This is a genomic window from Bacillus sp. USDA818B3_A (genome assembly GCF_009928415.1).
GTDB lineage: Bacteria > Bacillota > Bacilli > Bacillales > Cytobacillaceae > Neobacillus.
Genome location: NZ_JAABNN010000009.1, coordinates 118704 through 143943 on the forward strand (window position 1 = coordinate 118704; position 25240 = coordinate 143943).

General features: G+C 44.9%; 23 protein-coding genes. 1 reads left to right on the forward strand and 22 read right to left on the reverse strand.

What is annotated here, in order from left to right:
- Nucleotides 1-114: 114 nt before the first annotated feature.
- The 13 genes from GXK58_RS16195 to GXK58_RS16255 all read right to left on the reverse strand — a co-directional run bounded on the left by GXK58_RS16195 (nt 115) and on the right by GXK58_RS16255 (nt 12548).
- Nucleotides 115-672 (reverse strand): manganese efflux pump MntP, encoded by a 558-nt coding sequence (locus GXK58_RS16195; protein ID WP_160724195.1) that lies wholly within the window; start codon nt 670-672, stop codon nt 115-117.
- A 124-nt stretch (nt 673-796) separates the two neighbouring features.
- A complete protein-coding gene (locus tag GXK58_RS16200; protein ID WP_160724196.1) occupies nt 797-1840 on the reverse strand; it encodes an L-threonylcarbamoyladenylate synthase in 1044 nt (347 codons plus the stop codon).
- 185 nt (nt 1841-2025) lie between these two features.
- On the reverse strand, nt 2026-2472 hold the full coding sequence (locus GXK58_RS16205) for a GNAT family N-acetyltransferase (protein WP_160724197.1): 447 nt from the start codon (nt 2470-2472) through the stop codon (nt 2026-2028).
- A 130-nt stretch (nt 2473-2602) separates the two neighbouring features.
- Nucleotides 2603-3529, reverse strand: coding sequence for a stage II sporulation protein R (gene spoIIR / locus GXK58_RS16210; protein ID WP_160724198.1), 927 nt, complete (start codon nt 3527-3529; stop codon nt 2603-2605).
- 241 nt (nt 3530-3770) lie between these two features.
- Complete coding sequence (gene prmC, locus GXK58_RS16215; RefSeq protein ID WP_160724199.1) at nt 3771-4691, reverse strand: peptide chain release factor N(5)-glutamine methyltransferase; 921 nt, start codon at nt 4689-4691, stop codon at nt 3771-3773.
- The gene (gene prfA, locus GXK58_RS16220) at nt 4684-5757 is read right to left on the reverse strand and encodes a peptide chain release factor 1 (protein ID WP_160724200.1); all 1074 of its coding nucleotides are present in this window, start codon (nt 5755-5757) and stop codon (nt 4684-4686) included. The genes prmC and prfA overlap by 8 nt, the downstream gene beginning before the upstream one ends.
- A gap of 151 nt (nt 5758-5908) precedes the next feature.
- The gene (locus GXK58_RS16225) at nt 5909-6376 is read right to left on the reverse strand and encodes a hypothetical protein (RefSeq protein WP_160724201.1); all 468 of its coding nucleotides are present in this window, start codon (nt 6374-6376) and stop codon (nt 5909-5911) included.
- A 189-nt stretch (nt 6377-6565) separates the two neighbouring features.
- Nucleotides 6566-7162, reverse strand: a complete 597-nt coding sequence (locus GXK58_RS16230; RefSeq protein WP_160724202.1) for a thymidine kinase — start codon at nt 7160-7162, stop codon at nt 6566-6568.
- 170 nt (nt 7163-7332) lie between these two features.
- The gene (rpmE, locus tag GXK58_RS16235; protein ID WP_160724203.1) at nt 7333-7545 is read right to left on the reverse strand and encodes a 50S ribosomal protein L31; all 213 of its coding nucleotides are present in this window, start codon (nt 7543-7545) and stop codon (nt 7333-7335) included.
- Nucleotides 7546-7737: 192 nt separating this feature from the next.
- On the reverse strand, nt 7738-9003 hold the full coding sequence (gene rho / locus GXK58_RS16240) for a transcription termination factor Rho (RefSeq protein ID WP_160724204.1): 1266 nt from the start codon (nt 9001-9003) through the stop codon (nt 7738-7740).
- A 332-nt stretch (nt 9004-9335) separates the two neighbouring features.
- Nucleotides 9336-10622: a UDP-N-acetylglucosamine 1-carboxyvinyltransferase gene (locus GXK58_RS16245; protein ID WP_160724205.1), complete on the reverse strand. Its 1287-nt coding sequence runs from the start codon at nt 10620-10622 to the stop codon at nt 9336-9338.
- Nucleotides 10623-11083: 461 nt separating this feature from the next.
- Nucleotides 11084-11938 carry a class II fructose-bisphosphate aldolase gene (locus tag GXK58_RS16250; protein ID WP_160724206.1) on the reverse strand — a complete coding sequence of 285 codons (855 nt, stop codon included), beginning with the start codon at nt 11936-11938 and terminating at the stop codon, nt 11084-11086.
- Between the two features lie 238 nt (nt 11939-12176).
- Nucleotides 12177-12548 carry a response regulator gene (locus GXK58_RS16255; protein ID WP_160724207.1) on the reverse strand — a complete coding sequence of 124 codons (372 nt, stop codon included), beginning with the start codon at nt 12546-12548 and terminating at the stop codon, nt 12177-12179.
- Between the two features lie 159 nt (nt 12549-12707).
- Between GXK58_RS16255 and GXK58_RS16260 the strand changes: the two genes are divergently transcribed.
- Nucleotides 12708-13238, forward strand: coding sequence for a DUF2529 domain-containing protein (locus GXK58_RS16260; protein WP_160724208.1), 531 nt, complete (start codon nt 12708-12710; stop codon nt 13236-13238).
- A 178-nt stretch (nt 13239-13416) separates the two neighbouring features.
- Here the strand turns inward: GXK58_RS16260 and GXK58_RS16265 are convergent, their stop codons facing one another.
- The 9 genes from GXK58_RS16265 to GXK58_RS16305 form a co-directional block, all read right to left on the reverse strand.
- Nucleotides 13417-15015 (reverse strand): CTP synthase, encoded by a 1599-nt coding sequence (locus GXK58_RS16265; RefSeq protein ID WP_160724209.1) that lies wholly within the window; start codon nt 15013-15015, stop codon nt 13417-13419.
- A gap of 363 nt (nt 15016-15378) precedes the next feature.
- Nucleotides 15379-15978, reverse strand: coding sequence for a DNA-directed RNA polymerase subunit delta (rpoE, locus tag GXK58_RS16270; protein WP_160724210.1), 600 nt, complete (start codon nt 15976-15978; stop codon nt 15379-15381).
- Between the two features lie 202 nt (nt 15979-16180).
- Nucleotides 16181-16360, reverse strand: a complete 180-nt coding sequence (locus tag GXK58_RS16275; RefSeq protein ID WP_160724211.1) for a hypothetical protein — start codon at nt 16358-16360, stop codon at nt 16181-16183.
- A 194-nt stretch (nt 16361-16554) separates the two neighbouring features.
- Nucleotides 16555-19803 carry a fused isobutyryl-CoA mutase/GTPase IcmF gene (gene icmF / locus GXK58_RS16280; protein ID WP_160724212.1) on the reverse strand — a complete coding sequence of 1083 codons (3249 nt, stop codon included), beginning with the start codon at nt 19801-19803 and terminating at the stop codon, nt 16555-16557.
- Nucleotides 19804-19850: 47 nt separating this feature from the next.
- Nucleotides 19851-20507: a TetR/AcrR family transcriptional regulator gene (locus GXK58_RS16285; protein WP_160724213.1), complete on the reverse strand. Its 657-nt coding sequence runs from the start codon at nt 20505-20507 to the stop codon at nt 19851-19853.
- A 15-nt stretch (nt 20508-20522) separates the two neighbouring features.
- The gene (locus tag GXK58_RS16290) at nt 20523-21662 is read right to left on the reverse strand and encodes an acyl-CoA dehydrogenase (RefSeq protein ID WP_160724214.1); all 1140 of its coding nucleotides are present in this window, start codon (nt 21660-21662) and stop codon (nt 20523-20525) included.
- A 64-nt stretch (nt 21663-21726) separates the two neighbouring features.
- Nucleotides 21727-22857: an acyl-CoA dehydrogenase gene (locus GXK58_RS16295; protein ID WP_160724215.1), complete on the reverse strand. Its 1131-nt coding sequence runs from the start codon at nt 22855-22857 to the stop codon at nt 21727-21729.
- Nucleotides 22858-22993: 136 nt separating this feature from the next.
- The gene (locus tag GXK58_RS16300; protein WP_160724216.1) at nt 22994-23845 is read right to left on the reverse strand and encodes a 3-hydroxybutyryl-CoA dehydrogenase; all 852 of its coding nucleotides are present in this window, start codon (nt 23843-23845) and stop codon (nt 22994-22996) included.
- Between the two features lie 180 nt (nt 23846-24025).
- Nucleotides 24026-25213, reverse strand: a complete 1188-nt coding sequence (locus GXK58_RS16305) for an acetyl-CoA C-acetyltransferase (RefSeq protein WP_160724217.1) — start codon at nt 25211-25213, stop codon at nt 24026-24028.
- Nucleotides 25214-25240: the final 27 nt, after the last annotated feature.

Consider the following 25240-nt stretch of genomic DNA (forward strand, 5'->3'; position numbering starts at 1 on the left):
CTTACCTTAAAAATTTTACCCCTAAATTTTAAAAATGAACCGGCTGTTCTTAAAAATTTACCAATTCCATTCTAGCACATTTAGGATGGCTTTTTAAAAGATTGGCAGGGTTCTTTACCAAAAAGGTGCCAGAAGTTTCAAACCAAAGGCAAGCAAGATGGTTCCGCCTAAAGCCTCGCTATAGGTCCCAAGCCAGCCTTGCACTTTTCTGCCGAGTAAAAGACCAGCCCATGTTTGCACGGCTGCCACTAAACCAAAGCAGAGAATAACCATAAAGGTTTTGGCCCCGTAGATACCCAAGGTCAAACCAACCGAGAAACTATCAAGACTCACACTTAATGCAAATAACAGCAAGCCGAAGCCCACTGGAGTGATCACCTTTGCTTCTTCTTTTCTCATGGTCGACCAAATCATCTGCACCCCTAGAACAATGAGGAGCAGCCCGCCAATGAGGGTAGCGAATGTGCCGAATTTCTCTGATAGAAATTTGCCGGCAAGCAGGCCTAAGAGCGGCATCCATACATGGAATAAGCCAATCGTCAGGCCGATGTTAAAAATTTTCCTCAGCCGCAGTTTGTACATTCCCATGCCAAGCCCAACCGAGAAGGCATCCATACCAAGTGCAAATGCCATTAATATTAGTGTCAGTAGTTCGCCAGCCATTTCTGACATTTCTCCCTCGCCCCCTTGGACTAACTATCCTAGCCTATGCACGTCCAAACGGATTTAGAAGCGGGTATTTTTGATAGGATTGAGCAAATAAAAAACACCAGCTCCCCCTAAGGAGATGCTGATGCTATTCGGTAATTAGTTTATTGCCCGCTGCTTTTTGCAGACGGTTCATGATCGCGTGCCCGACGCCTTCATTCGGAAAAATTTCGCTAAAAATAAGATCGACCTTTCCTTGATTGAAACTGCGCAATGTATCATAAAGATTAGCTGCCACTGTTTCAAGCTCGGCTCTTCTTCCGCATGATTGAACCTGATCGGCCTGATAGAAACTGTGATTTTCCTCCGTCGTCAATACCCCTACACGAAGCCCTTCGGCCCGCTTTTCTGAAACTAACTTTTGAAGGAACTCCTTAGGTCCGGCTACCATATATAACGGAGCATTCGGCGCGTAATGGGTATATTTCATGCCAGGCGCCTTTGGACGCGCTGCCTGGTCCTTTAAAGCGGCATCTTCATGAACCTCGCCGGCCACTGACTCAAGCTGCTCTTTTGTTACACCACCAGGCCTCAAGATTACAGGTATCCCTTCGGTGCAATCGACAACTGTTGATTCAACCCCCACACCTGTCGCACCTGCGTCCAGTACACCGGCAATTTTTCCATTTAAATCATCCAGCACATGCTCGGCCTTTGTCGGACTCGGCTTCCCCGAACTGTTTGCACTGGGAGCGGCAATTGGAAGATTACATGTTTTCAACAGTGCTAATGCCACTGGGTGATCCGGCATCCTCACACCAACCGAGTTTAGCCCAGCCGTTGCTTTCTCGGAAAGAACGCCTTCTTTCTTTTTAAAAATAATCGTCAGCGGCCCAGGCCAAAAGGCATCCATCAATTTTGCCGCAGACTCCGGAACTTCCGTTACAAATCTACTAAGCTGTGTGCGGTCGGCGATGTGAATAATTAACGGATTATCCCCCGGCCGTCCTTTCGCCGCAAAGATTTTGGCCACTGCTTCATCACTTTCCGCATTTCCCCCAAGGCCATAAACGGTCTCTGTCGGCAGGGCCACGACTTCATTTTTTCTTAAAAAATTAGCGGCATCCACAATCTGTGGATTACTTTCAAGATTATCCACAGATTTATCCACTATCCAAACATTTGTGTTCATAGTTATCCACCTTTATTGAAAACATGACTAATATCGAATTTTGGCGAATTTACACGGAAAAACTCCTATCTCTTCACCTATTACGTTTGAAAGTATAAGAGAAGGTGGGTATAAAAACAAGTTTTATCCACAAATTGTGTATAAGTTTTCGAAAAAAGTGGATAACTTTGTGGATTAATCCACAACTATAAAGAAAATTTTAAAAATAATGAGTTATCCACATTTAAAACGTGTCGAATATGAGCAGAGTTTTGAAATTCTGTGGGTAACGTTTCCCGATCCACTTTTTGAAAGCCCATTAATTCGAAAAATGGCAAAGCTACACTTTTATTTGTTGCCAAAAACAAGCTTTTGATTCCTTTTTCTTTCGCAAGTTTGACCATTTGTTCGAATAGAACAAAGATTTCCTTATCTGCTTGTCCGGGTGTAACCACCAGTGAGCGCAGCATCCCATTTTCCCTAAACGCCTCTATACCAAGCGATCCGCAAATCGTGCCGTCCTCGTTTTCTAATAGTAGAAAGTAGTCAATGGTTTCTGCCGTTAGTCCGTCGGTCCCAAGCCGGGCTCTTGTTAAAAACTCTCGTAAATTTTCTAAATCCTCCTGATTTGCCTTGCGAATTAATGCCTGCATCCTATCCACCCCGTTTAAAAGATTCTACTCTATTACTATGAAAAACTAGAAATAATAGAACTAGAGGTTTCGTATTTTTTATCGGTGCATGGCACGAAAAAACCAGTCCGGGGCTGGACTGGCTGTTATTTTAATTAAACATTTTCTCCCACATCTCTACCACGAAAAACTTTACTTTTACTGGTTCTTCATCTTTAGATGTGTAGATAGGCGCTTCTTTTTTCACTGACTTTTTTGCCTTTATTGGTTTTTCAGTGATTTTTTCCTCTTTTTCTACTGGCTTCTCACTGATTTGTACTTTTTCAGTTGGCTGCTTTTCAATTTGCACTTCTTCTTCTGACTGCTCTTGAGTAATTTCTTGAACAGGCTGTTCCACTTCTATTTTTGTTTCTGTTCCAACAGGTTTCTCTAGTTGTTCACTTGAATTCGCCTCAACTGTTTTTTCCTCCAAAACTTCAGGAGCCGGAGCTTCTGTTTGAACATCAATCTGCTCCTCTTTTTCACTTATCGTTTCTGCTTTGGCAACATGCTTTTCCTCAAAACCATCACTCACGGCCACACCATTTGAAAAATCAAGGAAGCATAACGGCGGGTACAGCACGCACCACCAGTTTGCGCCTTCCCCTTTACCTAAGGTGATTAGAACCGCTTGATATTCACCAGCTGGATATAAATACTGGCCATATAGTTTGGTTGGAAACTCTACTTTTCCAAACTCCACTTTTACTGATTGGTTTGAACCTTGTTCATGAACTACCTTTTCGGCAATCGTCTGGATTTCAGGAAGCTTTCCGTTGATGACCTTTTTTGCTTCGTTCATGGAAGTTAAGTTTTGTACCCATAATGTGATTTGTGCGTTTACGGCATCACGTACTTTGCGTTTAATCGCTTGGTCCTGTTCAAAATCGCTGTTTGCCAAGATTCTTAGGCGAATGGCTTCACCTGGAATGACGATTGATTCTTTTGATGCTGCTTCCGTCTTTGGCATATATAAATTCAACATTGTCCCCAATGATAAAATCACTAAATATCCCCAAACAACTAGTTTGCTTCTCATCTCTAGCCAACCCCTTTGCCCTTCGATAGTTTCATTTTGGACAAAGAATAAGAATCTTAAACTAGTAAATTTTAAAAACTCTACTAAATTGGGACAGGCCTCTGAAAAAGTCATCTAAATGTGAGTTGTGTATCAAAATTGTCTGTTGATTTCCACTCCAGGCGGATTCGCTTTCCGCTCCAATCAATAGAGTTCTTTTACTTCGTCTGAATTAAAAAAGGATGCTAAACCCAAATTGAGTTTAACATCCTTTAATTTCGGCAAAAACCATGCGATCCCTGCCATTAATATCATTAATTATTTCAACATGCACATTTGAGAAAGCCCCGCGGATCAGCTCCGCAACTGCCTCTCCTTGTCCCATACCGATTTCAAAGCAGACCAAAGCAGTAGCGGCAAGTACTTGCGGCAGTTCCTCCATAAAGCGCCGGTAGAAATCCAGGCCATCCTTCCCGGCAAACAGAGCTCGATGCGGTTCATGCTCGGTTACTACCTCTGACATAGCCTCCATGTCGGCAACCGGAATATATGGCGGATTCGAAACGACCACATCCAGCTTCTCCCCGTTCTCCATAAACGGCCGGAGCAAATCTCCTTGAATAAACCCCACATCCGCCCCAAGCCGAGACGCATTCTCACGCGCCACCGCCAGCGACCCCTCCGCAATATCAGTGCCTGTCACCTTTAACACCCTTTGCATCGTCGCTGAAGTAGTATTGGTGCCTGTCACCGGGGATGTCACCGAAAATTCCCTGTCTAGGGTGATAGCGATGGCCCCGCTGCCTGTGCCGATGTCGGCTAGTCTGATTTCTTGATGGTTGTTGAAGATCTTCTTCATTCTCATTAAGGTTCCATAAACGAGTTCTTCTGTTTCTGGTCTTGGGATTAGGACCTCTTGATTGACGACGAATGTCCTCCCGTAAAACTCCTCTGAACCGATAATATATTGAACTGGGACACCTTCTTCGACATGCTCACGGAGGGCTTTATCAAATGCTGCCCAGACGTCAGGCTCCAATTCCTCACGCATGTTAGCGAACAACTGCGATCTCGACATTCCGGTGAAATGCCGAAGCAACAGCTCACCCGCGTTCTCATCACGCCCCGCTTCAACTAAAAAAGAAGAAGCCCATTTTAGGGCCTCGAATACTTTCTTATTCATTAGATGCCTCTTCCAGTCTTCTTGCTTGTTCATCCATGATCAACGCATCAATGATTTCATCCAGCTTACCTTCAACAATTTGATCCAATTTTTGAAGTGTTAAGCCAATACGGTGATCGGTTACACGATTTTGAGGGTAGTTGTACGTGCGGATACGCTCAGAACGGTCGCCCGTTCCAACTGCAGATTTACGTACCTGGTCGTATTCTGCCTGTGCTTCCTGCTGGAATTTATCGTATACGCGGGCACGTAAAACTTTCATCGCTTTATCCCGGTTCTTATGCTGCGATTTTTCATCCTGAATGGATACCATAATTCCTGTTGGAAGGTGTGTCAAACGAACGGCTGACATGGTGGTGTTAACCGATTGTCCGCCGGCGCCGCTTGATGCAAACGTATCGAATCGGATATCTTTTTCATGAATTTCATATTCAAATTCTTCTGCTTCCGGCAAACAAACAACCGTTGCTGTTGAAGTGTGAATCCGGCCGCCAGATTCAGTTTCCGGTACACGCTGCACGCGATGGGCCCCGCTCTCAAACTTCAATTTGGAGTAGGCACCTTGACCATTAATCATAAAACTGATTTCCTTATAGCCGCCAAGGCCTGTTGGGCTGGCATCAATAAGGTCTGTTTTCCAGCCTTGAGCTTCTGCATAACGGCTGTACATCCGGTAAAGGGTACCGGCAAACAATGCCGCCTCATCCCCGCCGGCCGCACCGCGGATTTCAAAGATAACGTTTTTGTCATCATTCGGATCCTTTGGCACAAGAAGGATTTTCATTTTTGCTTCAAGTTCCTCAATTTGGGCTTCAAGCTCATTAACTTCTTCCTTCACCATTTCACGCATTTCGGCATCAAGCTTCTCATCAAGCATGGCCTTTGCATCTTGAAGCTGTTCACGAGCCTCATTATATTGGCGGTAGGTTTGTACGGTTTCTTGTATATCAGCTTGTTCTTTTGAGTATTCGCGAAGTTTTTTTGTATCATTAATAATTTCTGGGTCGCTTAAAAGTTCGTTCAACTTTTCGTAGCGATCTTCCACGGATTGAAGACGATCAAACACAGTTCATTCACCTCGGTTTTTAGTCCATAACATTCTAATTATAGTATAGGTGAAAACCCCCGTCAAAACCAAATTGAGGGAGAAAAAATATTAGGACTAAATCGGAGGCTTTTTAGGGGTTAAAAAAACATGCCCTAAAAGTTAGAGCATGTTAGCTGCGGTCTTCCTGAACCTGCACTTCGATATGATAGCGCGGTAGTGCCCGTACTAGTTTTTTATGAAGGCGTGCTTCTGCATCATTTTTTTCTTGATTAGTAAGCATTCCCTTTTTATATACGCGAACCCACATTCGATCACCATTAATCCAAACTGAATCAGTAGTAAACTCATTTGTACCGGCTATTACTTGTTTGGCTTTGTTTGTATCGTTACCCGTGTTCTTGCCGCCGCCAGCTTCACCACCGCTCCCAGTTCCCTTCAGATCAAGGAAATTTGGGTTTTGATTGGTGATATCATCTTCTACCTGATGCTGTTTATTCTTACCCCGATCTGCAACGGAATCTACCTGATTGCTGCGGAGGTCATTGGTGTTTCCATTAGTAGTACTATCCTGACCCTGGCACCCGCTTAAAATGACCAATAACATGAAACATACAACAGAAATCCATTTTTTCAGCATACACTGCACCTCCCATTACTATCATGCCCGGCGATTGGTTGTTTTGAGCAAGAGAATTCTTTCCAAGACTCAGTTTGGTGGGAGTTACAACGGGATTTCACACCACAAAAAAACTGCCCGAGAATCCAACTCTCAGACAGTGTTTATGGTGACAGGCACCTATTATTTATTGGTGACAGCAGCACAGTTTTAGCGTGTGGCAGCTGGTGTTGTTTTTGGGACTTCGTGGTGGTGACGGCATCGGGGCTCGTAAGCTTCCGCTGCTCCTACTAAGATTACCGGATCATGGTAAGATGCCGGACGTCCGTCGATGAGGCGCTGCGTTCTGCTTGACGGAGAACCGCACACGGTGCAAACCGCTTGCAATTTCGTCACCGATTCGGCAATGGCCATTAACGCTGGCATCTGACCAAACGGCTCGCCGCGGAAATCCATATCAAGGCCTGCACAAATCACACGATGACCACGGTCTCCCAGTTGCTGGACTACCCGGACGATCCCCTCATCAAAAAACTGAACCTCATCGATCGCAATAATATCAACATCTGCCTCAACATGATGCAGAATCTCAATGGAATGGGAAATTGGCGTCGCATGAAAAGAAGTGCCATTATGGGAAACAACAGAATGCTCATGATAGCGATTATCAATTTTCGGCTTAAACACAGCTATATTTTGTTTAGCAAATTGAGCACGCCGAACCCGACGAATCAACTCCTCTGATTTTCCGGAAAACATACTGCCACAGATAACCTCAACCCATCCGCTTTGCGTCATTAAGTACATAAACGGCGTCTCCTTCCTATAACGAACCATTTTACGATCTATTGATATATATTAAAAGGTGAATATCAACTATATATTAAGTATTTTTCCTGCATATCTATGTGAATACTCTAATTTTTTTCAATAAAAAACAGGCAAGCCATTGGTACTCTTGCCTGTTCCTTGAGTAATTATTGTTGTTGTGACTTAAGGCCGTATTTTTTGTTGAAACGGTCTACACGTCCACCAGCTTCAGCGAATTTTTGACGACCAGTATAGAATGGATGACATTCTGAACAAGTTTCAACGCGAATCTCGTTCTTAACAGAACCAGTTTCAAACGTATTACCGCATGCACATGTCACCTTAACCATTTTATAATTTGGATGAATTCCTGCTTTCATTCTTTTCATCTCCTTCCGCCCTGAATCATTCGAAACAGAGTTATATGAATGCCTGTCTTTTAAAGGACAAGCATGAAATACTTCAAACACACTGCACCCATTATAACAAGGGTAATCTATTTTTGCAAGTTGGGATTTGTTGGTTTATTTTAAAAAATTCCTGACGCCAGCTTGTCCTCAGGCACCAATCTACTAAGATCTTCTTGACTTCAATTCTTCCCCAAGCTGAGCGAAAAATTCTTCGTTGGATTTTGTCTGGCGCAATTTTTTCAAGAAGCGCTCAGCAAAATCTGGTGAGTCAGACATTGATTTGCGAATTGCCCATAACTTATCCAAGTGATCCTTTGGAATAAGAAGCTCCTCTTTACGAGTACCAGAACGGCGGATATCAAGCGCAGGGAAAATACGGCGCTCAGCCAGCTGACGGTCAAGATGCAGCTCCATGTTACCAGTTCCTTTGAATTCTTCATAAATCACGTCATCCATACGAGAACCCGTATCAACAAGTGCTGTTGCTAGGATCGTCAAGCTGCCGCCCTCTTCAATATTACGAGCCGCCCCAAAGAAACGCTTTGGACGGTGGAACGCTGCCGGGTCAATACCACCGGAAAGCGTACGTCCGCTTGGCGGAATGACTAGGTTATAGGCACGTGCCAATCGCGTAATACTATCCATCAAAATCACAACATCGCGCTTATGTTCAACCAAACGCATCGCGCGGTCTAGAACAAGCTCAGCGACTTTAATATGGTTCTCAGGCACCTCGTCAAACGTCGAGCTGACCACATCCCCTGCAACAGAACGCTCAATATCGGTTACCTCTTCCGGACGTTCATCGATTAGCAACACGATTAACTCGACATCAGGATGATTGGTTGTAATGCTATTAGCAATTTCCTTTATCAGCATCGTTTTTCCGGCCTTTGGCGGTGCAACGATCAAACCACGCTGTCCAAAACCAACAGGCGCCACTACATCCATAATCCTCGTCGACAGATGTTTTTGCGTTGTTTCCAGCTTCATTTGTCTATCAGGATAAAGTGGAGTTAAAGCAGGGAAATAAACACGCTCTTTTGCTGATTCCGGGTCTTCCCCATTGACCGCTTCCACGTGGAGCAAGCCATAATAGCGTTCGTTTTCTTTTGGAGGCCGAACCTTACCGGAAACCTTGTCCCCATTACGAAGATCAAAACGGCGGATTTGCGAAGCGGAAATATAAATATCCTCTGAGCTTGGCGAATAATTGATTGGACGTAAAAATCCAAAACCTTCTGATTGAATAATCTCGAGTACGCCTTCCATGAAGAAAAAGCCTTGCTGTTCAGCACGAGATTTTAAGATTGCAAAAATTAGTTCTTTTTTCGTTAATTTGCTGTAATAGGTCACTTTATACTCGCGAGCAAGCTCATAAAGCTCCTTCAGCTTCATATTCTCTAAACTTGAAATTGTTAATTCCATTTGTACACCACTCTTTAAAATTTTTCCAGCAAATCCGCCTTGAATGCAGCGGGAGATTGTCCAGTTAGATAATTATTAGATATTAGAGGAAATGAAAATAGAAGTAGAAATGAAATGAATAGAATTGCAGATAATATGCATAATAAAAACAATTACTATTTTACCCTCTGAACAAAAAATTAATCAACTAAAATTTTTTTATTCCTTAATTATGGAAACAATTAACACCCAAATAATTAAACGAAGAGACTAGATGCAAAAATCTAGCCTCTTCTGATGGTGCCTGTCACCATTTCTACTATCTGCGTATTGATAATGGTGACAGGCACCGCTTATGTGTTTTTAAGGTGTTCTAGCTCTTCTTTTGTGAGTGCTTCCCGCCAAACGGTGGCACCAAGGCCGTTTAGTTTTTCGACTAAGTTACTGTAGCCGCGGTCGATATGTTCGAGACCAGTTACTTCGGTCACGCCTTCAGCGAGGAGACCGGCAATCACAAGGGCTGCTCCAGCACGTAAATCGCTTGCCTTTACCTTTGCACCCTGAAGCTGGATAGGGCCGTTGATAATCGCCGAACGACCTTCCACCTTGATATTCGCATTCATTCTTCTTAGTTCATCAATATGCTTGAAACGGGCACCGTAAATGGTATCGGTCACTACGCTTGAACCTGCGGCCTTTGTCAAAAGAGTCGTAAATGGCTGCTGTAGGTCGGTTGGAAATCCTGGGTATACAAGTGTTTTGATGTCAACCGCTTTCAAATTAGCTGAACCGTCCACAAACACTTGGTCATCACTAGTCTCCACACGCACGCCCATTTCTCTTAGCTTGGCAATCAAGGATTCTAAATGCTGCGGGATCACGTTATCCACTAAAACTCCCTCACCGACAGCTGCACCCAGAATCATGTAGGTACCTGCCTCAATGCGGTCCGGGATAATGGTATGCTTGCAGCCATGCAGGGTTTCAACCCCATCAATCCGGATTACGTCCGTACCGGCTCCTTTAATTTTTGCACCCATGTTTGTCAACAAAGTGGCCACATCAATAATTTCCGGCTCCTTAGCCGCATTCTCGATAATCGTCCGTCCTTTTGCGCGTACGGCCGCAAGCATAATATTAATCGTTGCCCCGACACTGACTACATCCAAATATATACGCGCGCCGCGGAGTTCATCTGCACGCAGATAGATCGCGCCTTGCTCATTGGTAATTTGGGCACCAAGTGCCTCAAAGCCTTTAATATGCTGGTCAATTGGTCTTGGACCGAGATGGCAGCCGCCAGGCAGGCCAATAACCGCCTTCTTAAACCGCCCGAGCATGGCCCCCATTAAATAGTAGGATGCACGCAACTTTTTTACCTTTCCGTTTGGGAGCGGCATTGAGATCATGGTTGAAGGGTCAACCGTCATTTCCTCTTCAGTCATTGAAACTTTCCCGCCAATTTCTTCGAGTAAGTCCTTTAGGATTTCCACATCTGAAATATGCGGTAATCCCTCAATTGTTACCGGTGATTCCGCTAAAATTGTGGCTGGAATTAAAGCAACTGCACTATTTTTAGCTCCACTGATGCGAACCGTCCCTTTTAACGGATAACCGCCCGCAATTTTAAGTTTTTCCATTTATGACTCCCTTCTAAGCCCACGAAAGGTCGTGAATGGTTGTCAGCACAGGTCTTATTATCGTCAGCAAGTATAGCAAACGGATAAAGACTTTTTCAAACATGCTTACGCTTTATGAAAAGACCACTGTTACCACGTGTGGCTATAGGTATATTTTTCCAACATAAAAATCCAAATTCCGACAGCTTGTCTATCATTAGTTTACACGAAAATTCCAATTTCATGTATTCATAATAAAAAAATTTATAGTACTTTGTCCAGCGGCCGTGAGTGTTTGTTTAAATGTTGTAAAAATAGAGGAGTTTATCAAGTGGAAATTTAAGGATTTGAACGCCATTTCTCTTTAATTAGACAAAATATTCAGACTACTATCACCAAACATAAACCGCCCTTAGTTAAAAGGACGGTTTTCAGTTTTATTATTCATTCCCGTTTCATTCAGGACGAAACAGAACCCAAACTTAAGCTCTGCCTGCTGAACCGAATTCACGCATTTTGCCAATTACAGTAGCTTTGATGGCATCGCGAGCTGGGCCTAAGTATTTACGTGGATCGTATTCTTCTGGTTTTGCCGCTAACACTTCACGAACTGTTTTAGCAGAAGCAATTTGGTTTTCAGTGTTCACGTTGATTTTTGCAGTTCCAAGTGAAACAGAACGCTGGATGTCCTTAGTTGGGATTCCAGTACCACCGTGTAATACTAATGGCATACCAGTAAGGCTGCCAATTTCTTCCATTTCTTTGAAACCAAGGTTTGGTTCACCTTTGTAAGGGCCGTGAACAGAACCTAATGCAGGAGCTAAGCAGTCAATTCCTGTGCGTTTAACTAACTCAACACACTCTTCCGCATTAGCATAGATGATGCTTCCAGAAACATCGTCTTCTTGTCCGCCGACAGTTCCTAATTCAGCTTCAACAGAAACACCTTTTGAATGAGCGTAGTCTACTACCTTTTTAGTAGTTTCAACGTTTTCTTCAAATGGGTGGTGAGAAGCGTCGATCATTACTGATGTAAAACCAGCATCGATTGCTTCTTTACATTTTTCAAAGCTTGAACCATGGTCAAGGTGAATCGCTACAGGAACAGTTACTTTTAAGTCTTCCATTAAGCCTTCTACCATTTTTACAACGGTTTTGAAGCCTGACATATAACGAGCAGCACCTTCAGATACACCAAGGATAACTGGTGAATTCTCTTCTTGTGCAGCTTGTAGGATTGCTTGTGTGAATTCTAAGTTATTTAAGTTGAACTGACCTACAGCGTAGCCTTCTGCTTTCGCTTTGTTAAGCATATCTGTCATTGATACTAAAGGCATTTCTCTTCCTCCTTAAGTTTCGGTTGATATCATCTTTAAACAGGGTCTTCCATAAAAGGATTTCCCTCTGATTTGTCGTTTATGTATAAATCTAAAATGATATCGAGCCTGATAAAGTTCATATGTATCATAACAAAAGAAAAGAAGAAATGCCATTATTCGAGCACGTTTTTTGAAACTGTCACAATGAAAGCGCACCCATTGGTATATCTGACATTTTAGGCTTTACAGCTGGGTTTTAGTTCGCTTTTTGCGGGATGTGTTTACGAACAGCCGCACGGATATCATCGATATCGAAAGGCTTTGCAAAATGAGTTAATGCACCAAGGTCTTTGGCTTCTTGAATCATATCCAATTCACCATAGGCGGTCATGATGATGACGCGAATCTCTGGATCGATAACTTTCATTCTTTTTAAAATTTCAATACCGTCCATACCCGGAATTTTCATATCCAAAAGGACTAAATCCGGATGATGTTTTGTGACGATTTCTAGTGCTTGGACCCCATTTGCCGCCTGAAATGTTTGATACCCTTCTTTTTGGAAGACTTCATTTAGCAAAATGCGGATGCCAAATTGATCGTCGACAATTAAAATTTTCTCTTTCATAAACTCCACCTCTTCCTTAGTTTATTATGTATTTATCTTTTACCTGTTATAGTTCGACTAAGGGAAATAAATATCCTGCCAAAAGTTTTGTTATTTTGCAATTGTTTTGGGTTAAGTTTGCAAAAAGTTTATAATAAATAGGATATAAGGAGGGTTCCCATGTTAAAAATGTTTACAACCCAATTAACAGGTGTTTTAAAAAGAATAGAGGAAAAAGAAGAATTTTCATTCGAGGACGGTGCCCGCTTGCTCGCCCAAGCACCTGCTGGTGACGGTTCGATTTATATTTTTGGTGCACAGGAAATGAAGGCCGTAGCATTTGAAGCCATCAATGGTGCTGAGCCGTTACATAGTGCCAAGGTCTTGAATGAGACCGATACCGATGGACTAACTGATGCTGACCGTGTCCTTTTATTTACTCGGCTTGCGACTGATCTCGAAGCACTTGAGCTTGCCAGAAAGCTGCACGAAAAAATGATTCCTTTTGTTGCGGTATCCACAGTAATTGAACCATCAGAAGGAGATTTATCACAATTAGCAGATGTGCATATTGATTTGCGGTTAAAAAAAGGATTGCTTCCTGATGATGTTGGCAATCGGTATGGATATCCGTCTGCTATTGCGGCGTTGTTTGTCTATCATGGATTGAAGTTTACGATTGATGAGATTTTAGCGGAATATGAAGAATAAACGGCCTTATCCTGAGGCCGTTTTTTATTTTAAAAAAATTTATTTCAGCGGTTTTTCAGGCGATATCAGCGATTTTATAAATTTATCGGCGATTCTGAGCTTTTTTCAGCGATTTCACGAATTTATCAGCGAAAAAGAAAAACCAGTTCCCGATAACCTGAGAACTGGCTGAAAAAAATTAATATTTTTGAATAGAAGCTTTAATAAAGTCACGGAACAACGGCTGTGGACGTGTTGGCCTTGACACAAACTCCGGATGGAACTGTGACGCCACAAACCATGGGTGATCCTTCAGCTCAACGATTTCCACTAAGCGGCCATCAGGACTTGTCCCTGAGAACACGAATCCTTTTGCTTCCATTTCTTGACGATAGAAATTATTGAACTCATAACGGTGACGGTGGCGCTCATACACCACTTCATCCTCATATGCTTCAAACGCCTTTGTCCCTTCCGCTAAACGGCATGGATACAAACCAAGACGTAACGTACCGCCGATATCCTCTACATCCTTCTGCTCTGGAAGAAGGTCTATAATTGGATGTTTCGTTTCAGGTACAAATTCAGCTGAATGTGCATCAGAATGGCCAAGCACATTACGTGCAAATTCAATCGTAGCCAGCTGCATTCCTAAGCAGATACCAAGGAACGGTTTCTTTGTCTCACGTGCATAACGGGTTGCTTCAATCTTCCCTTCCACACCGCGGTCGCCAAATCCTCCCGGTACGAGCACGCCATCAACGTCATCCAGCAATTCTGCCACGTTTTCACGGGTCACATCTTCCGAATTGATCCACTTGATTTCAACATCCGTATCAAATGCATAACCGGCATGCTTCATCGCTTCTACAACGGAAATGTAGGCATCCTGGAGTTCCACGTACTTACCAACAAGGCCGATTTTCACTTTTCCAGAAAGGTTTAGCACACGGTCGACAAGTGCTTTCCATTCAGTCATTTCCGCTTCTTTCGTGCCTAATTCCAAATGATCGCAAACGATTTGATCCATGTTTTGCTCTTGCAGGGCAAGTGGAATTGAATAAAGCGTATCTGCATCACGGCATTCGATTACGGCTTTCGCATCAATATCACAGAACAAGGCAAGCTTATCCTTCATGTCTTGTGAAACCGGCAATTCCGTACGAACAACAATAATATTTGGCTGAATACCAAGGCTGCGAAGTTCTTTTACACTGTGCTGAGTCGGCTTTGTCTTCATTTCGCCAGCAGCCTTAATATAAGGAATCAGTGTACAGTGAATGTACATAACATTTTTGCTGCCAAGATCACTCTTGATTTGGCGGATTGCTTCTAGGAACGGCAACGATTCGATATCCCCGACCGTACCGCCGATTTCAGTGATCACGACATCCGCGTTGGTTTCTTTACCCGCACGGAAGCAGCGCTCTTTGATTTCATTCGTAATGTGCGGGATAACCTGTACAGTCGCACCTAAGTAATCACCGCGGCGCTCTTTACGTAAAACGGTTGAATAAATTTTACCTGTTGTTACGTTAGAATACTTATTTAGATTGATGTCAATGAAACGCTCATAGTGACCTAGATCCAAATCTGTTTCCGCACCGTCATCAGTAACGAATACTTCCCCGTGCTGATAAGGACTCATCGTTCCTGGGTCGACGTTAATGTATGGATCAAACTTTTGAATCGTTACATTTAAACCTCGGTTTTTCAGTAAACGCCCTAAGGAAGCAGCGGTAATCCCTTTTCCTAGTGATGACACCACACCACCAGTTACAAAAATATACTTTGTCATAAAGTAGTCCTCCTCGATTACAGTTTGTGCATTATTCAGGTTGTTTAAGGATATTTTTTTAAAAATTATTTCCCTATTTGCTCCAAAAACGAAAAAACTCCTTGTATAAATGGGAGTTTTTTAATAAGACTGTGAAAAACTTTTCTGCAAGGAAATTTTGCCGAACACTCAGCAACAATATCCCTATTTAAACAGCCCAAAACAAAATAAAAAGCGCTCCTTCTCGCGGATTGCGAGGGGAGCGCATATTAGTTATATTCATTCGTCCTTTTAAAAGGAGCCCAAAAAAGATAATACAATTGCCCGCATGAAAAGTCAAGCCATTTACGAAACTAAGTCGTAAACGGCTTGACTATATCCGACTTATTTATCCTCTTTTTCGTCTAGTTCTTCGAAGTCTTCGTCTTCCTCTTCCTCGTCTAGATCATCATCGAGATCTTCCTCTTCACCAAGATCGAATTCCTCTTCATCTTCCTCAATGACTTCATCGTCGTCATCAAATTCGTCGACCTCATCAAGATCATCCAGATCGTCATCATCTTCATCATCATCGTCAAGTAGATCCTCATCATCATCGACGTAGTCATCAAGATCATCATAATCCTCATCTTCGATCTCATCAAAGTCTTCAAGTTCGTCTTCGTCAACGACCTTCTTCGCCTTTTTCTTCTTCGGTTTAACAGCTGTGATAACCTCTTCTTCAGCTGTATCGACTGGATACCAGAAACGAAGTCCCCAGCGGTTTTCTCCTAATGAAAGAAAACGCCCATCAATATTAATATCTGTATAAAATTGTGCCAGGCGAGAACGGATTTCTTCGTCGGAAAGATTGGCAGCTGCTTTGATCTCTTTCACTAAATCGTGAAAAGAGATTGGCTGCTTGCTATTTTTCAAATATTCATAAGCCATTTCCATGAGGGATAATTCTTTCAATTCCTCTTTTGAGTATTGTGCTAAACTCACTATTGGCACTTCCTTTCTCTATTTAACACTCTGATCTTTCCCAAGTGATTGCGGACAGTTACTATTCTATGTATAGTAAAATTGCACTTCGATAACTGCCTAGTTTGAGCACGGACAAAAAAGTTCACCGTACTCCAGCATTTTTGCATATTCTTCATTATAAACAAATTCTAGATGTTTATGCTAGTGTTAGTAGATAGTTTCACTCGATTTTTTGCCGCGGTGATTGATCACCATTCAGGGAATTCTCTTGCTTCAGTTTTTTGATCTCAATGATGGAGATATATAAAAAGAAAATCGCCAAGAGCAGGAACGAAATGGCACCTAGTTCACGCTCATATAGATAGTATAACGGCCAGGCGAAAATTATTAAAATAACCATTATTCGATTCACCTTCATCCAGAAAACACCTGCCTGACAAAAAATCAAAGTAGGAATGCTAGTTTTATTATTATATGTTATAAAATCATTTAAATTTTATTAACCTTAAATATTTTACCACAAAAACAGACAAACGTTAAAAGGCACCATTTTCTGGTGCCTGTCACCGTTTCTACCATTTACAACTTCTCAAATCACATATTCCGCCGGTACTGTCCGCCGACTTCATATAACGCCCTGGTGATTTGCCCGAGGCTTGCGACTTTGACGGTTTCCATTAACTCAGCGAAGATATTGCCATTATTAACGGCTGCCGTTTTCAACCGGTTTAACGCTTCAGCCGTCTCTAATGCATGCTCCTCCTGGAAAGCCCGTAAATTATGAATCTGCAGTTCCTTCTCCTCTTTCGTCGCCCGGGCCAGTTCCATATTATTGACCTCTTCCACAGACGGTGGATTCGGATTCAAATACGTATTCACGCCGATAATTGGCAGCTCACCGGTATGCTTCTTCATTTCATAATACATGGACTCATCCTGGATTTTCCCGCGCTGATACTGCGTCTCCATTGAACCGAGCACCCCGCCGCGGTCATCCAAGCGGTCAAATTCCTGCAATACCGCTTCCTCCACCAAATCCGTCAACTCTTCGACTATAAACGAACCCTGCAATGGATTTTCATTTTTCGTCAACCCATGCTCCTTCGTAATAATCATCTGAATCGCCATCGCCCGGCGCACGGATTCCTCAGTCGGCGTCGTAATCGCCTCATCATATGCATTCGTATGGAGAGAATTACAATTATCCTGCAGTGCCATTAACGCCTGCAACGTCGTCCGGATATCATTAAAGTCGATTTCCTGGGCATGCAGCGACCGCCCAGATGTCTGCACATGATACTTCAATTTCTGACTTCGCTCATTGGCCCCGTACTTATCCCGCATCACCGTCGCCCAAATCCTCCGAGCTACCCGGCCAATCACTGTATACTCCTGATCCAGCCCATTCGAGAAAAAGAAGGACAGGTTCGGCGCAAAATCATCAATCTTCATGCCGCGGCTCAAATAATACTCCACATACGTAAAGCCATTGGAAAGCGTAAATGCCAGCTGTGAAATGGGATTGGCCCCAGCTTCAGCGATATGATACCCGCTGATCGATACTGAATAATAGTTGCGTACTTGATGGTCGATAAAATAGGCTTGGATATCCCCCATCATCCGCAGCGCAAACTCCGTTGAAAAAATACACGTATTTTGCCCTTGGTCCTCTTTTAAAATATCAGCCTGTACGGTTCCCCGTACGGTCCGCAATGTATAGGCACGAACTTCAGCGAACTCTTCCAAGGTCAGCGTGCGGCTAAGCTCCGCCTCTTTCTTCTTCACCTGCTGATCAATCGCTGTATTCATGAACATCGCCAAAATAATCGGTGCCGGGCCATTAATCGTCATCGAGACCGATGTGGACGGATGGCACAAATCAAACCCAGCATACAGCTTCTTCATATCATCCAGCGTACAAACACTGACCCCGCTCTCGCCGACCTTACCGAAAATATCCGGCCGGTAATCCGGATCCTCCCCGTACAAGGTCACCGAGTCAAACGCCGTACTCAAGCGCTTCGCCATATCATCCTTCGATAAATAATGAAAGCGCCGATTCGTTCGTTCCGGTGTCCCCTCCCCGGCAAACTGCCGTTTCGGATCCTCACCCTCACGCTTAAACGGAAATACCCCTGCTGTATACGGAAACGCCCCCGGTATGTTCTCGCGGTACACCCAGCGCAAGATCTCCCCGTAATCTTTATATTTAGGCAGAATCACTTTCGGAATATCAAGCCCTGATAAACTTTTCGTTTTTAACACCGTGATAATCTCTTTATCACGGATCCTCGTGACAAACTTCTCCCCTGCATATGCTGCCTTAGTCTGTTCCCAAGAATCGAGGATTTTACGTGATTCCCCTGACAACTTTTCCAACGTTTTCTGCCGTACCGCCTCTAAAGCAGCCGCCACTTCCGGCTGGCCCTCAACCGCTGAAATTGCCCCCTCGAGCTGGAACAGTTTTCGGGCTATATCTGCCTGCTCTTCAGCCCTGCGGTGATAGCCGCGTACGGTCTCCGTTATTTCCCGTAAATAATAACGCCGGTCCGTTGGAATGATCACATTTTGCTTTTCAACCACGACATCCTTGCTGAATGACGTCACCCAATCAGTGCCTGATTTTCCATTAACCACTCCGACCAAGGCCGCGAACAAGGCATTCGTCCCTGGATCATTAAACTGGCTGGCAATCGTCCCGTAAACAGGCATTTCATCGAGCTCTCTTTCAAACAGCATCTGGTTGCGCTGGTACTGCTTCTGGACTTGGCGCTTCGCATCCTCCGAGCCCTTGCGCTCAAATTTATTGATGACGATTAAATCGGCAAAATCGAGCATATCAATTTTTTCGAGCTGCGACGGAGCCCCAAACTCACTAGTCATCACATACATCGACACATCACAGATTTCCGTGATTTCCGCATCACCCTGACCAATGCCGCTTGTCTCGACGATGACCAGGTCAAATCCGGCAGCCTTTGTCACAGTCACCGCATCCTTCATAGCAAGCGATAATTCATTTTTCGAAGAACGAGTCGCAAGACTGCGCATATACACATTCGGCGAGAAGATGGCATTCATCCGAATCCGGTCGCCCAAAAGCGCACCGCCTGTCTTTTGCTTTGTTGGATCAACAGATAAAATGGCCACCCGTTTCCCAGGAAATTCATTAATAAAGCGGCGGATCAACTCATCGGTTAACGAACTTTTTCCCGCACCGCCCGTACCCGTGATACCAACAACCGGAATCCCCTTTTCGAGTGACTTCACTTGTTCGAGTACTTGCTCAGCTGCCGCCGCTGCCTCATTCCGTTTATCAACCTGAAGCTCTGCCAGAGTGATCAGCCCGGCAATCGCATTCACATCACCCTTCGGCAGCTTCTCAATCAGCTCGCTGACATCAGAATTAACGGTTGAAAAATCACATTCCCGAATCATTAAATCAATCATGCCCTGCAGCCCAAGCGTCCGTCCATCATCCGGCGAAAACAGCCGGGCAATCCCGTAGGCATGCAGCTCATCCATTTCCCGCGGGATAATCACACCGCCGCCGCCGCCGTAAATTCGAATATGCGGCGCGCCTTTTTCCTTCAATAAATCATACATATATTTAAAGTACTCGACATGGCCGCCTTGATACGACGAAATCGCGATTCCCTGCACATCCTCCTGAATCGCCGCGTTCACGACCTCCTCCACCGAGCGGTTATGACCAAGATGGATCACCTCCGCCCCGCTCGCCTGCAGAATCCGTCTCATAATATTAATCGAAGCATCATGACCGTCAAACAGGCTCGACGCCGTCACAAAACGGATATGATTCTTTGGCTGATACTTTCCCACCTGCGCTCCCCCTTTTGGAAAAATGAACTATGGTTTCCGTTCGCACCTTATCCTCGTTCCGACACTGTTACTGCGCACGAAACCCCGTTTTGAATCCCCGATAATAAAACCTCCGTCTGCATCTCAATATACTCCTCGAGCGTGAACAGCTTTCTTAACGCCCAGCGGCGGAATCCCCACATCTGCCCCTGAACAAAAATATTATGGGCAACTAGTTCAATCTGTTTTTTCGATAAAGCCAATTCCCCATTCTCAACACAGCGCGTCAACAATTCCTCAAACATCGCCACCATTTCCATTTCTTTTTTCAACACATATGGCAGGGCATCCTTGGAAAGCGACTTCACTTCCTGGTACATAACAAGCACCTCGGCCTGCATCTCATCCATGACCTGAAAAAAGTCAGCAATCCCATGCTTCAAGCTTTCCAGTGTCCCCTTTTCCACGGCAAGGTCCTCTTGCAGCCGCTCACTGACATGGTCATAAATGCTGTCGCAGACAAGGTAAAGGACATCTTCCTTCGTGCGGATATATTCATAGAGTGTACCGATGCTGAACCCGGCAGCTTTGGCAATTTCCCTGGTAGTCGTCCGGTGAAACCCCTTCTGTTTAAAAAGTGCTACTGCCCCTTTGATCATTTGGTCGCGCCTTTTTTGGACAAGGCGCTCATCTTTGACAGAGGCTTGAACTTCTCTTTTTTTCATCCCCTGTTCCCGCCTTTATTTTGTTATCATTCTCGAGATCACAAGACGCTGGATTTCTTGTGTCCCTTCATAAATTTGTGTGATTTTAGCATCGCGCATATACCGCTCAACCGGATAATCCTTTGTATAACCATAGCCGCCAAACACTTGAACGGCTTCGGTGGTCACCTTCATAGCCGTGTCACCGGCAAATAGTTTAGACATTGCTGACTCCTTGCCATACGGGAGACCATTGGACTCGAGCCATGCTGCTTGATAGGTTAATAGCCTTGCCGCCTCAATATTGGTCGCCATATCGGCAAGCTTAAAGGAGATGCCTTGATTGGCAACAATTGGTTTGCCAAATTGATGACGTTCGCGTGCATAATCAACCGCTGCATCAAGGGCGCCTTGGGCAATCCCGACAGCTTGGGCGGCGATGCCGTTGCGGCCGCCATCAAGGGTCATCATCGCGATTTTAAAACCTTCGCCTTCTTCACCCAGGCGGTTTTTAACCGAAACCTTGCAATCTTCAAAAATAATTTCAGTTGTCGGTGAGGAGCGGATACCAAGTTTCTTTTCTTTTTTGCCGACGGAGAAGCCCGGGAAATCACTTTCGATAATGAAGGCGGTCGTTCCCTTCTGCTTGCTCGATGGGTCAGTCAAGGCAAAAACGACATAAATATCGGCCACACCGCCATTAGTTATAAAGATTTTTGAACCATTTAAAATATAGTGGTCACCTTCTAGGCGGGCGGTCGTTCTCATTCCGCCTGCATCTGAGCCGCTGCCTGGTTCTGTCAAACCGTAAGCACCGATTTTTGTCCCCTCTGCCATTGGCCTTAGGTAGGTTTGTTTTTGTTCTTCACTGCCAAATTTGTAAATCGGCCAGCCGGCAAGTGAGGTATGGGCAGACAGGGTGACCCCTATGGATGCGTCTACGCGGGAAAGCTCTTCCACTGCGATGCAATAGGCCAGATAATCGCTGCCGATGCCGCCGTATTCTTCCGGCCAAGGAATGCCCGTTAGTCCAAGTTCGGCCATTTGGTCAAAAATGGCCCGGTCAAAGCGCTCTTCTTCATCGCGCTCTGCTGCTGTCGGCGCCACCTCGTTCCGCGCGAAATCCCGAACCATTTTACGGATCATTTCATGTTCTTCCGATAATTTAAATTGCATTTTTTAATGCCCCCTTTAAAACTTCATTAATGAAAAATCCGGATATATTAACATTTCGCCTTCTTTAGAGATGCTTACTAATGACAATCCGCTGAATCTCACTCGTGCCTTCATAAATTTCCGTTATTTTGGCATCGCGGAAATAGCGCTCAACTGGATAGTCCTCGGTATAGCCATAGCCGCCGAATACCTGAATAGCTTCTGTTGCCACTTCGACTGCCGTCCTCGTCGTAAACAGCTTGGCTATCGATGCCTCTAACGTGCACTTCAATCCGTTGCTGCGCAAATCGGCCGCGCGATAGACTAAAAGCTTTGCCGCTTCGACACTTGTAGCCATATCCGCAAGCTTAAAGCCGACTCCCTGCTGAGCCGCAATCGGATGCCCGAATTGTTGGCGCTGTTTCGCATAGGCAACAGATGCCTCGAATGCTGCTTCCGCAATTCCGAGAGCCTGAGTGGCTATCCCAATGCGGCCAACATCAAGGTTAGCCATGGCAATGGTAAAGCCCTCGCCTTCTTTTCCGAGCATGTTTTCCACCGGAACATGCATATCCTCAAAAGTTAACTGGACTGTGCGGGATCCGTGCAGTCCCATTTTCTTTTCATCTTTTCCTACGACAAAGCCGGGGGTATTTTTTTCCACAATAAATGCAGCAATCCCCTTCGTCCCTTGGCTTGGGTCGGTGGTGGCAAAGACGATATACACATCAGCCTCACCGCCGTTGGTGATAAACATTTTTGATCCGTTCAGTACGTAATGCCCAGCCTTTTTTACTGCTCTCGTTTTTAGGCTGCCAGCATCTGACCCAGAACTTGGTTCCGTTAGGCAAAATGCCCCCAAGTATTCACCAGAAGCCAGTTTCGGTACATACTTTTGCTTTTGCTCCTCCGTCCCGAAATATAAAATTGGATTTGTACATACCGATGTGTGAACAGAAAGAATGACACCAACGGTAGCGCTTACTTTTGACAGCTCATGTATGGCAATGATATAGGAGGTAAAATCCATGCCCGCACCGCCGAACTTCTCGGGAACAGGGATCCCCATCAGGCCAAGCTCTCCCATTTTCCTGAGGATTTCACGGGGAAAGATCCCTTTCTCCATGTTTTTTATAAATGGTTTGATTTCCTTTTCTGCAAAATCACGAACCATTTTCCGCATCATCTCTTGTTCTTCTGTAAATCTAAGATTCATAACGAAGTCCCCTTTCCTGAGATGAATGATCCAGGGGGAGATCACTGGATCAGGATTATGTAGTATCGGCGTGATCCTCCTGGTATTTAATTGCCTCTTTGAGCACCCTGTTTTAAGGCACTTTCGTTTTCTTATCTTATTCGTAGATATAGAAACCGCGCCCTGATTTCTTACCAAGCCAGCCGGCTTTGACATATTTCCTTAGAAGCGGGCATGGGCGGTATTTATCATCTCCGAACCCTTCGTGGAGCGTTTCCATAATGTACAAGCAGGTATCCAGGCCAATAAAATCTGCGAGTGTCAACGGGCCCATTGGGTGATTCATCCCGAGCTTCATAACCTCATCGATGGCTTCCTTTTCAGCAACACCCTCGTAAAGCGTGTAGATTGCTTCGTTAATCATCGGCATGAGGATGCGGTTAGAGACAAACCCAGGAAAGTCATTTACTTCAACCGGCACTTTGCCGAGAGTCTTGGTCATATCTTCAATCACTTGATAGACTTCATCGGCTGTAGCCAGGCCGCGGATGATTTCAACGAGTTTCATTACTGGTACTGGATTCATAAAATGCATGCCGATCACTTTTTCCGGACGATTGGTGGCAGCGGCAATTTCTGTGATGGGCAGTGATGAGGTGTTGCTTGCTAAGATGGTGTGTGCTGGGGTGATTTTGTCTAGCTGAGTGAAGATTTTTGTTTTGATTTCCATATTTTCAACGGCTGCTTCGATGACAAGGTCCACGCCGCTGGCATCGTTAAGGGCTGTTGATGGGGTAAGCCTTGCGAGCACTTCCTGCTTTTGTGTCTCGCTCATACGGCCTTTGTCGACACTTCGGGCGAGATTTTTCTGGATAACCCCTAGTCCCCGCTCAACGAATTCCGGTTTTAAGTCATTCAATATCACTTGGTATCCTGCTTGTGCGCAAACCTGGGCGATCCCTGAGCCCATTTGCCCAGCGCCGATTACCAGCACCTTTGAAACGTTCATGTTTTTCCCTCCATTTGAAAGTGAATGATTTCTATTAAAAATGAAGCACTAAAAAGGCGGCATTTGCCAGTAATACAAGCTTATCCGCCACTAATAACCGGGTTTCCGCCAGTTATCTTTGCTCATGCGCCAGATAAAGGCCGGCTTTCGCCAGCCCCATAACAGCATCTCCCCAATACTCTACGCCTTTGGCACCTCAATCATCACAGCATCGCCCTGGCCGCCGCCTGAGCAAATCGCAGCAATTCCGATACCGCCGCCGCGCCGCTTCAATTCATGCATCAAGGTAATAATAATCCGCGCCCCGCTGGCACCAATCGGGTGACCAAGTGCGACCGCACCGCCATTCACATTTACCTTTTCCGGATCAAGGCCGGCAATCTTTCCGCTCGCTAAAGCTACAGCCGAAAAAGCTTCATTAATCTCGAACAAATCAACCTCATCCAAGCTCCGGCCTGTTTTTCTTAACAGCTCATTAATCACCAAGCCCGGTGTTTGAGGAAAATCCTTCGCTTCGACCGCAATGGCCGCATGGCCAACGATGACTGCCCCTATCTCCCGGCCTTCGCGTTGAGCCCGCTCCTCACTCATCAGCACAAGGGCAGCCGCACCGTCATTTACACCCGGGGCATTCCCAGCTGTAATCGTGCCGGTTGAATTAAAGACAGGTGCTAATTTAGATAAACGCTCTAAAGAAGTATCCTTACGCGGCCCCTCGTCAACTGAAGCCAATACTGGCTCCCCTTTACGCTGTGGCACCTCAACCGATACAATCTCTTCCGCCAATTTTCCATTCTCGATCGCAGCAAGCGCCCTTTCATGGCTCCGCAGTGCCCATTCATCCTGTGCCTCACGAGAAATATCCATCACCAATGCCGTTCCATTTCCATATGTGCCCATATGGACACCTGTAAAGCTGCAGGTCAATCCGTCGTGAATCATTAAGTCCTTGACAGTGGAGTCGCCCATTCTAAACCCCCAGCGTGCTTTAGGCAATATATATGGTGCATTGCTCATCGACTCCATCCCGCCTGCGACAATCACCTCTTCATCACCGGCACGGATGATTTGATCGGCTAACGTCACACTGCGCATTCCGGATGCACAGACCTTGTTAATGGTTTCCGTCTTTACTTCCCATGGAAGTCCGGCATAACGTGCTGCCTGCCGGGAAGGAATTTGCCCTTGCCCTCCCTGCAGAACCGTTCCGAGGATGACCTCCCCTACTTCTTCCGGCTTCACGCTTGCACGAATCAATGCTTCCTTCACGGCCACACCGCCAAGCTGTGATGCACTAAAACTGCTTAATGCCCCCCCTAATTTTCCAAAAGGCGTCCTTACACCGCTTAAAATAACCGTTTTCCCCATTCTAAATCTCTCCCTTATTCATTTAAT

Bases quoted from the DNA above. Each gene is read 5' to 3' on its own strand.
- GXK58_RS16285 (WP_160724213.1), bottom strand. From the start codon at position 20,507: ATGAAAAAAAGAGAAGTTCAAGCCTCTGTCAAAGATGAGCGCCTTGTC.
- GXK58_RS16250 (WP_160724206.1), bottom strand. From the start codon at position 11,938: ATGCCTTTAGTATCAATGACAGATATGCTTAACAAAGCGAAAGCAGAA.
- GXK58_RS16290 (WP_160724214.1), bottom strand. From the start codon at position 21,662: ATGCAATTTAAATTATCGGAAGAACATGAAATGATCCGTAAAATGGTT.
- GXK58_RS16245 (WP_160724205.1), bottom strand. From the start codon at position 10,622: ATGGAAAAACTTAAAATTGCGGGCGGTTATCCGTTAAAAGGGACGGTT.
- rho (WP_160724204.1), bottom strand. From the start codon at position 9,003: ATGGAATTAACAATTTCAAGTTTAGAGAATATGAAGCTGAAGGAGCTT.
- GXK58_RS16230 (WP_160724202.1), bottom strand. From the start codon at position 7,162: ATGTACTTAATGACGCAAAGCGGATGGGTTGAGGTTATCTGTGGCAGT.
- GXK58_RS16260 (WP_160724208.1), top strand. From the start codon at position 12,708: ATGTTAAAAATGTTTACAACCCAATTAACAGGTGTTTTAAAAAGAATA.
- GXK58_RS16195 (WP_160724195.1), bottom strand. From the start codon at position 672: ATGTCAGAAATGGCTGGCGAACTACTGACACTAATATTAATGGCATTT.
- GXK58_RS16300 (WP_160724216.1), bottom strand. From the start codon at position 23,845: ATGAACGTTTCAAAGGTGCTGGTAATCGGCGCTGGGCAAATGGGCTCA.
- rpmE (WP_160724203.1), bottom strand. From the start codon at position 7,545: ATGAAAGCAGGAATTCATCCAAATTATAAAATGGTTAAGGTGACATGT.
- spoIIR (WP_160724198.1), bottom strand. From the start codon at position 3,529: ATGAGAAGCAAACTAGTTGTTTGGGGATATTTAGTGATTTTATCATTG.
- GXK58_RS16200 (WP_160724196.1), bottom strand. From the start codon at position 1,840: ATGAACACAAATGTTTGGATAGTGGATAAATCTGTGGATAATCTTGAA.
- GXK58_RS16225 (WP_160724201.1), bottom strand. From the start codon at position 6,376: ATGCTGAAAAAATGGATTTCTGTTGTATGTTTCATGTTATTGGTCATT.
- GXK58_RS16275 (WP_160724211.1), bottom strand. From the start codon at position 16,360: ATGGTTATTTTAATAATTTTCGCCTGGCCGTTATACTATCTATATGAG.
- GXK58_RS16255 (WP_160724207.1), bottom strand. From the start codon at position 12,548: ATGAAAGAGAAAATTTTAATTGTCGACGATCAATTTGGCATCCGCATT.
- GXK58_RS16305 (WP_160724217.1), bottom strand. From the start codon at position 25,213: ATGGGGAAAACGGTTATTTTAAGCGGTGTAAGGACGCCTTTTGGAAAA.
- GXK58_RS16205 (WP_160724197.1), bottom strand. From the start codon at position 2,472: ATGCAGGCATTAATTCGCAAGGCAAATCAGGAGGATTTAGAAAATTTA.
- GXK58_RS16295 (WP_160724215.1), bottom strand. From the start codon at position 22,857: ATGAATCTTAGATTTACAGAAGAACAAGAGATGATGCGGAAAATGGTT.
- GXK58_RS16265 (WP_160724209.1), bottom strand. From the start codon at position 15,015: ATGACAAAGTATATTTTTGTAACTGGTGGTGTGGTGTCATCACTAGGA.
- prmC (WP_160724199.1), bottom strand. From the start codon at position 4,691: ATGAATAAGAAAGTATTCGAGGCCCTAAAATGGGCTTCTTCTTTTTTA.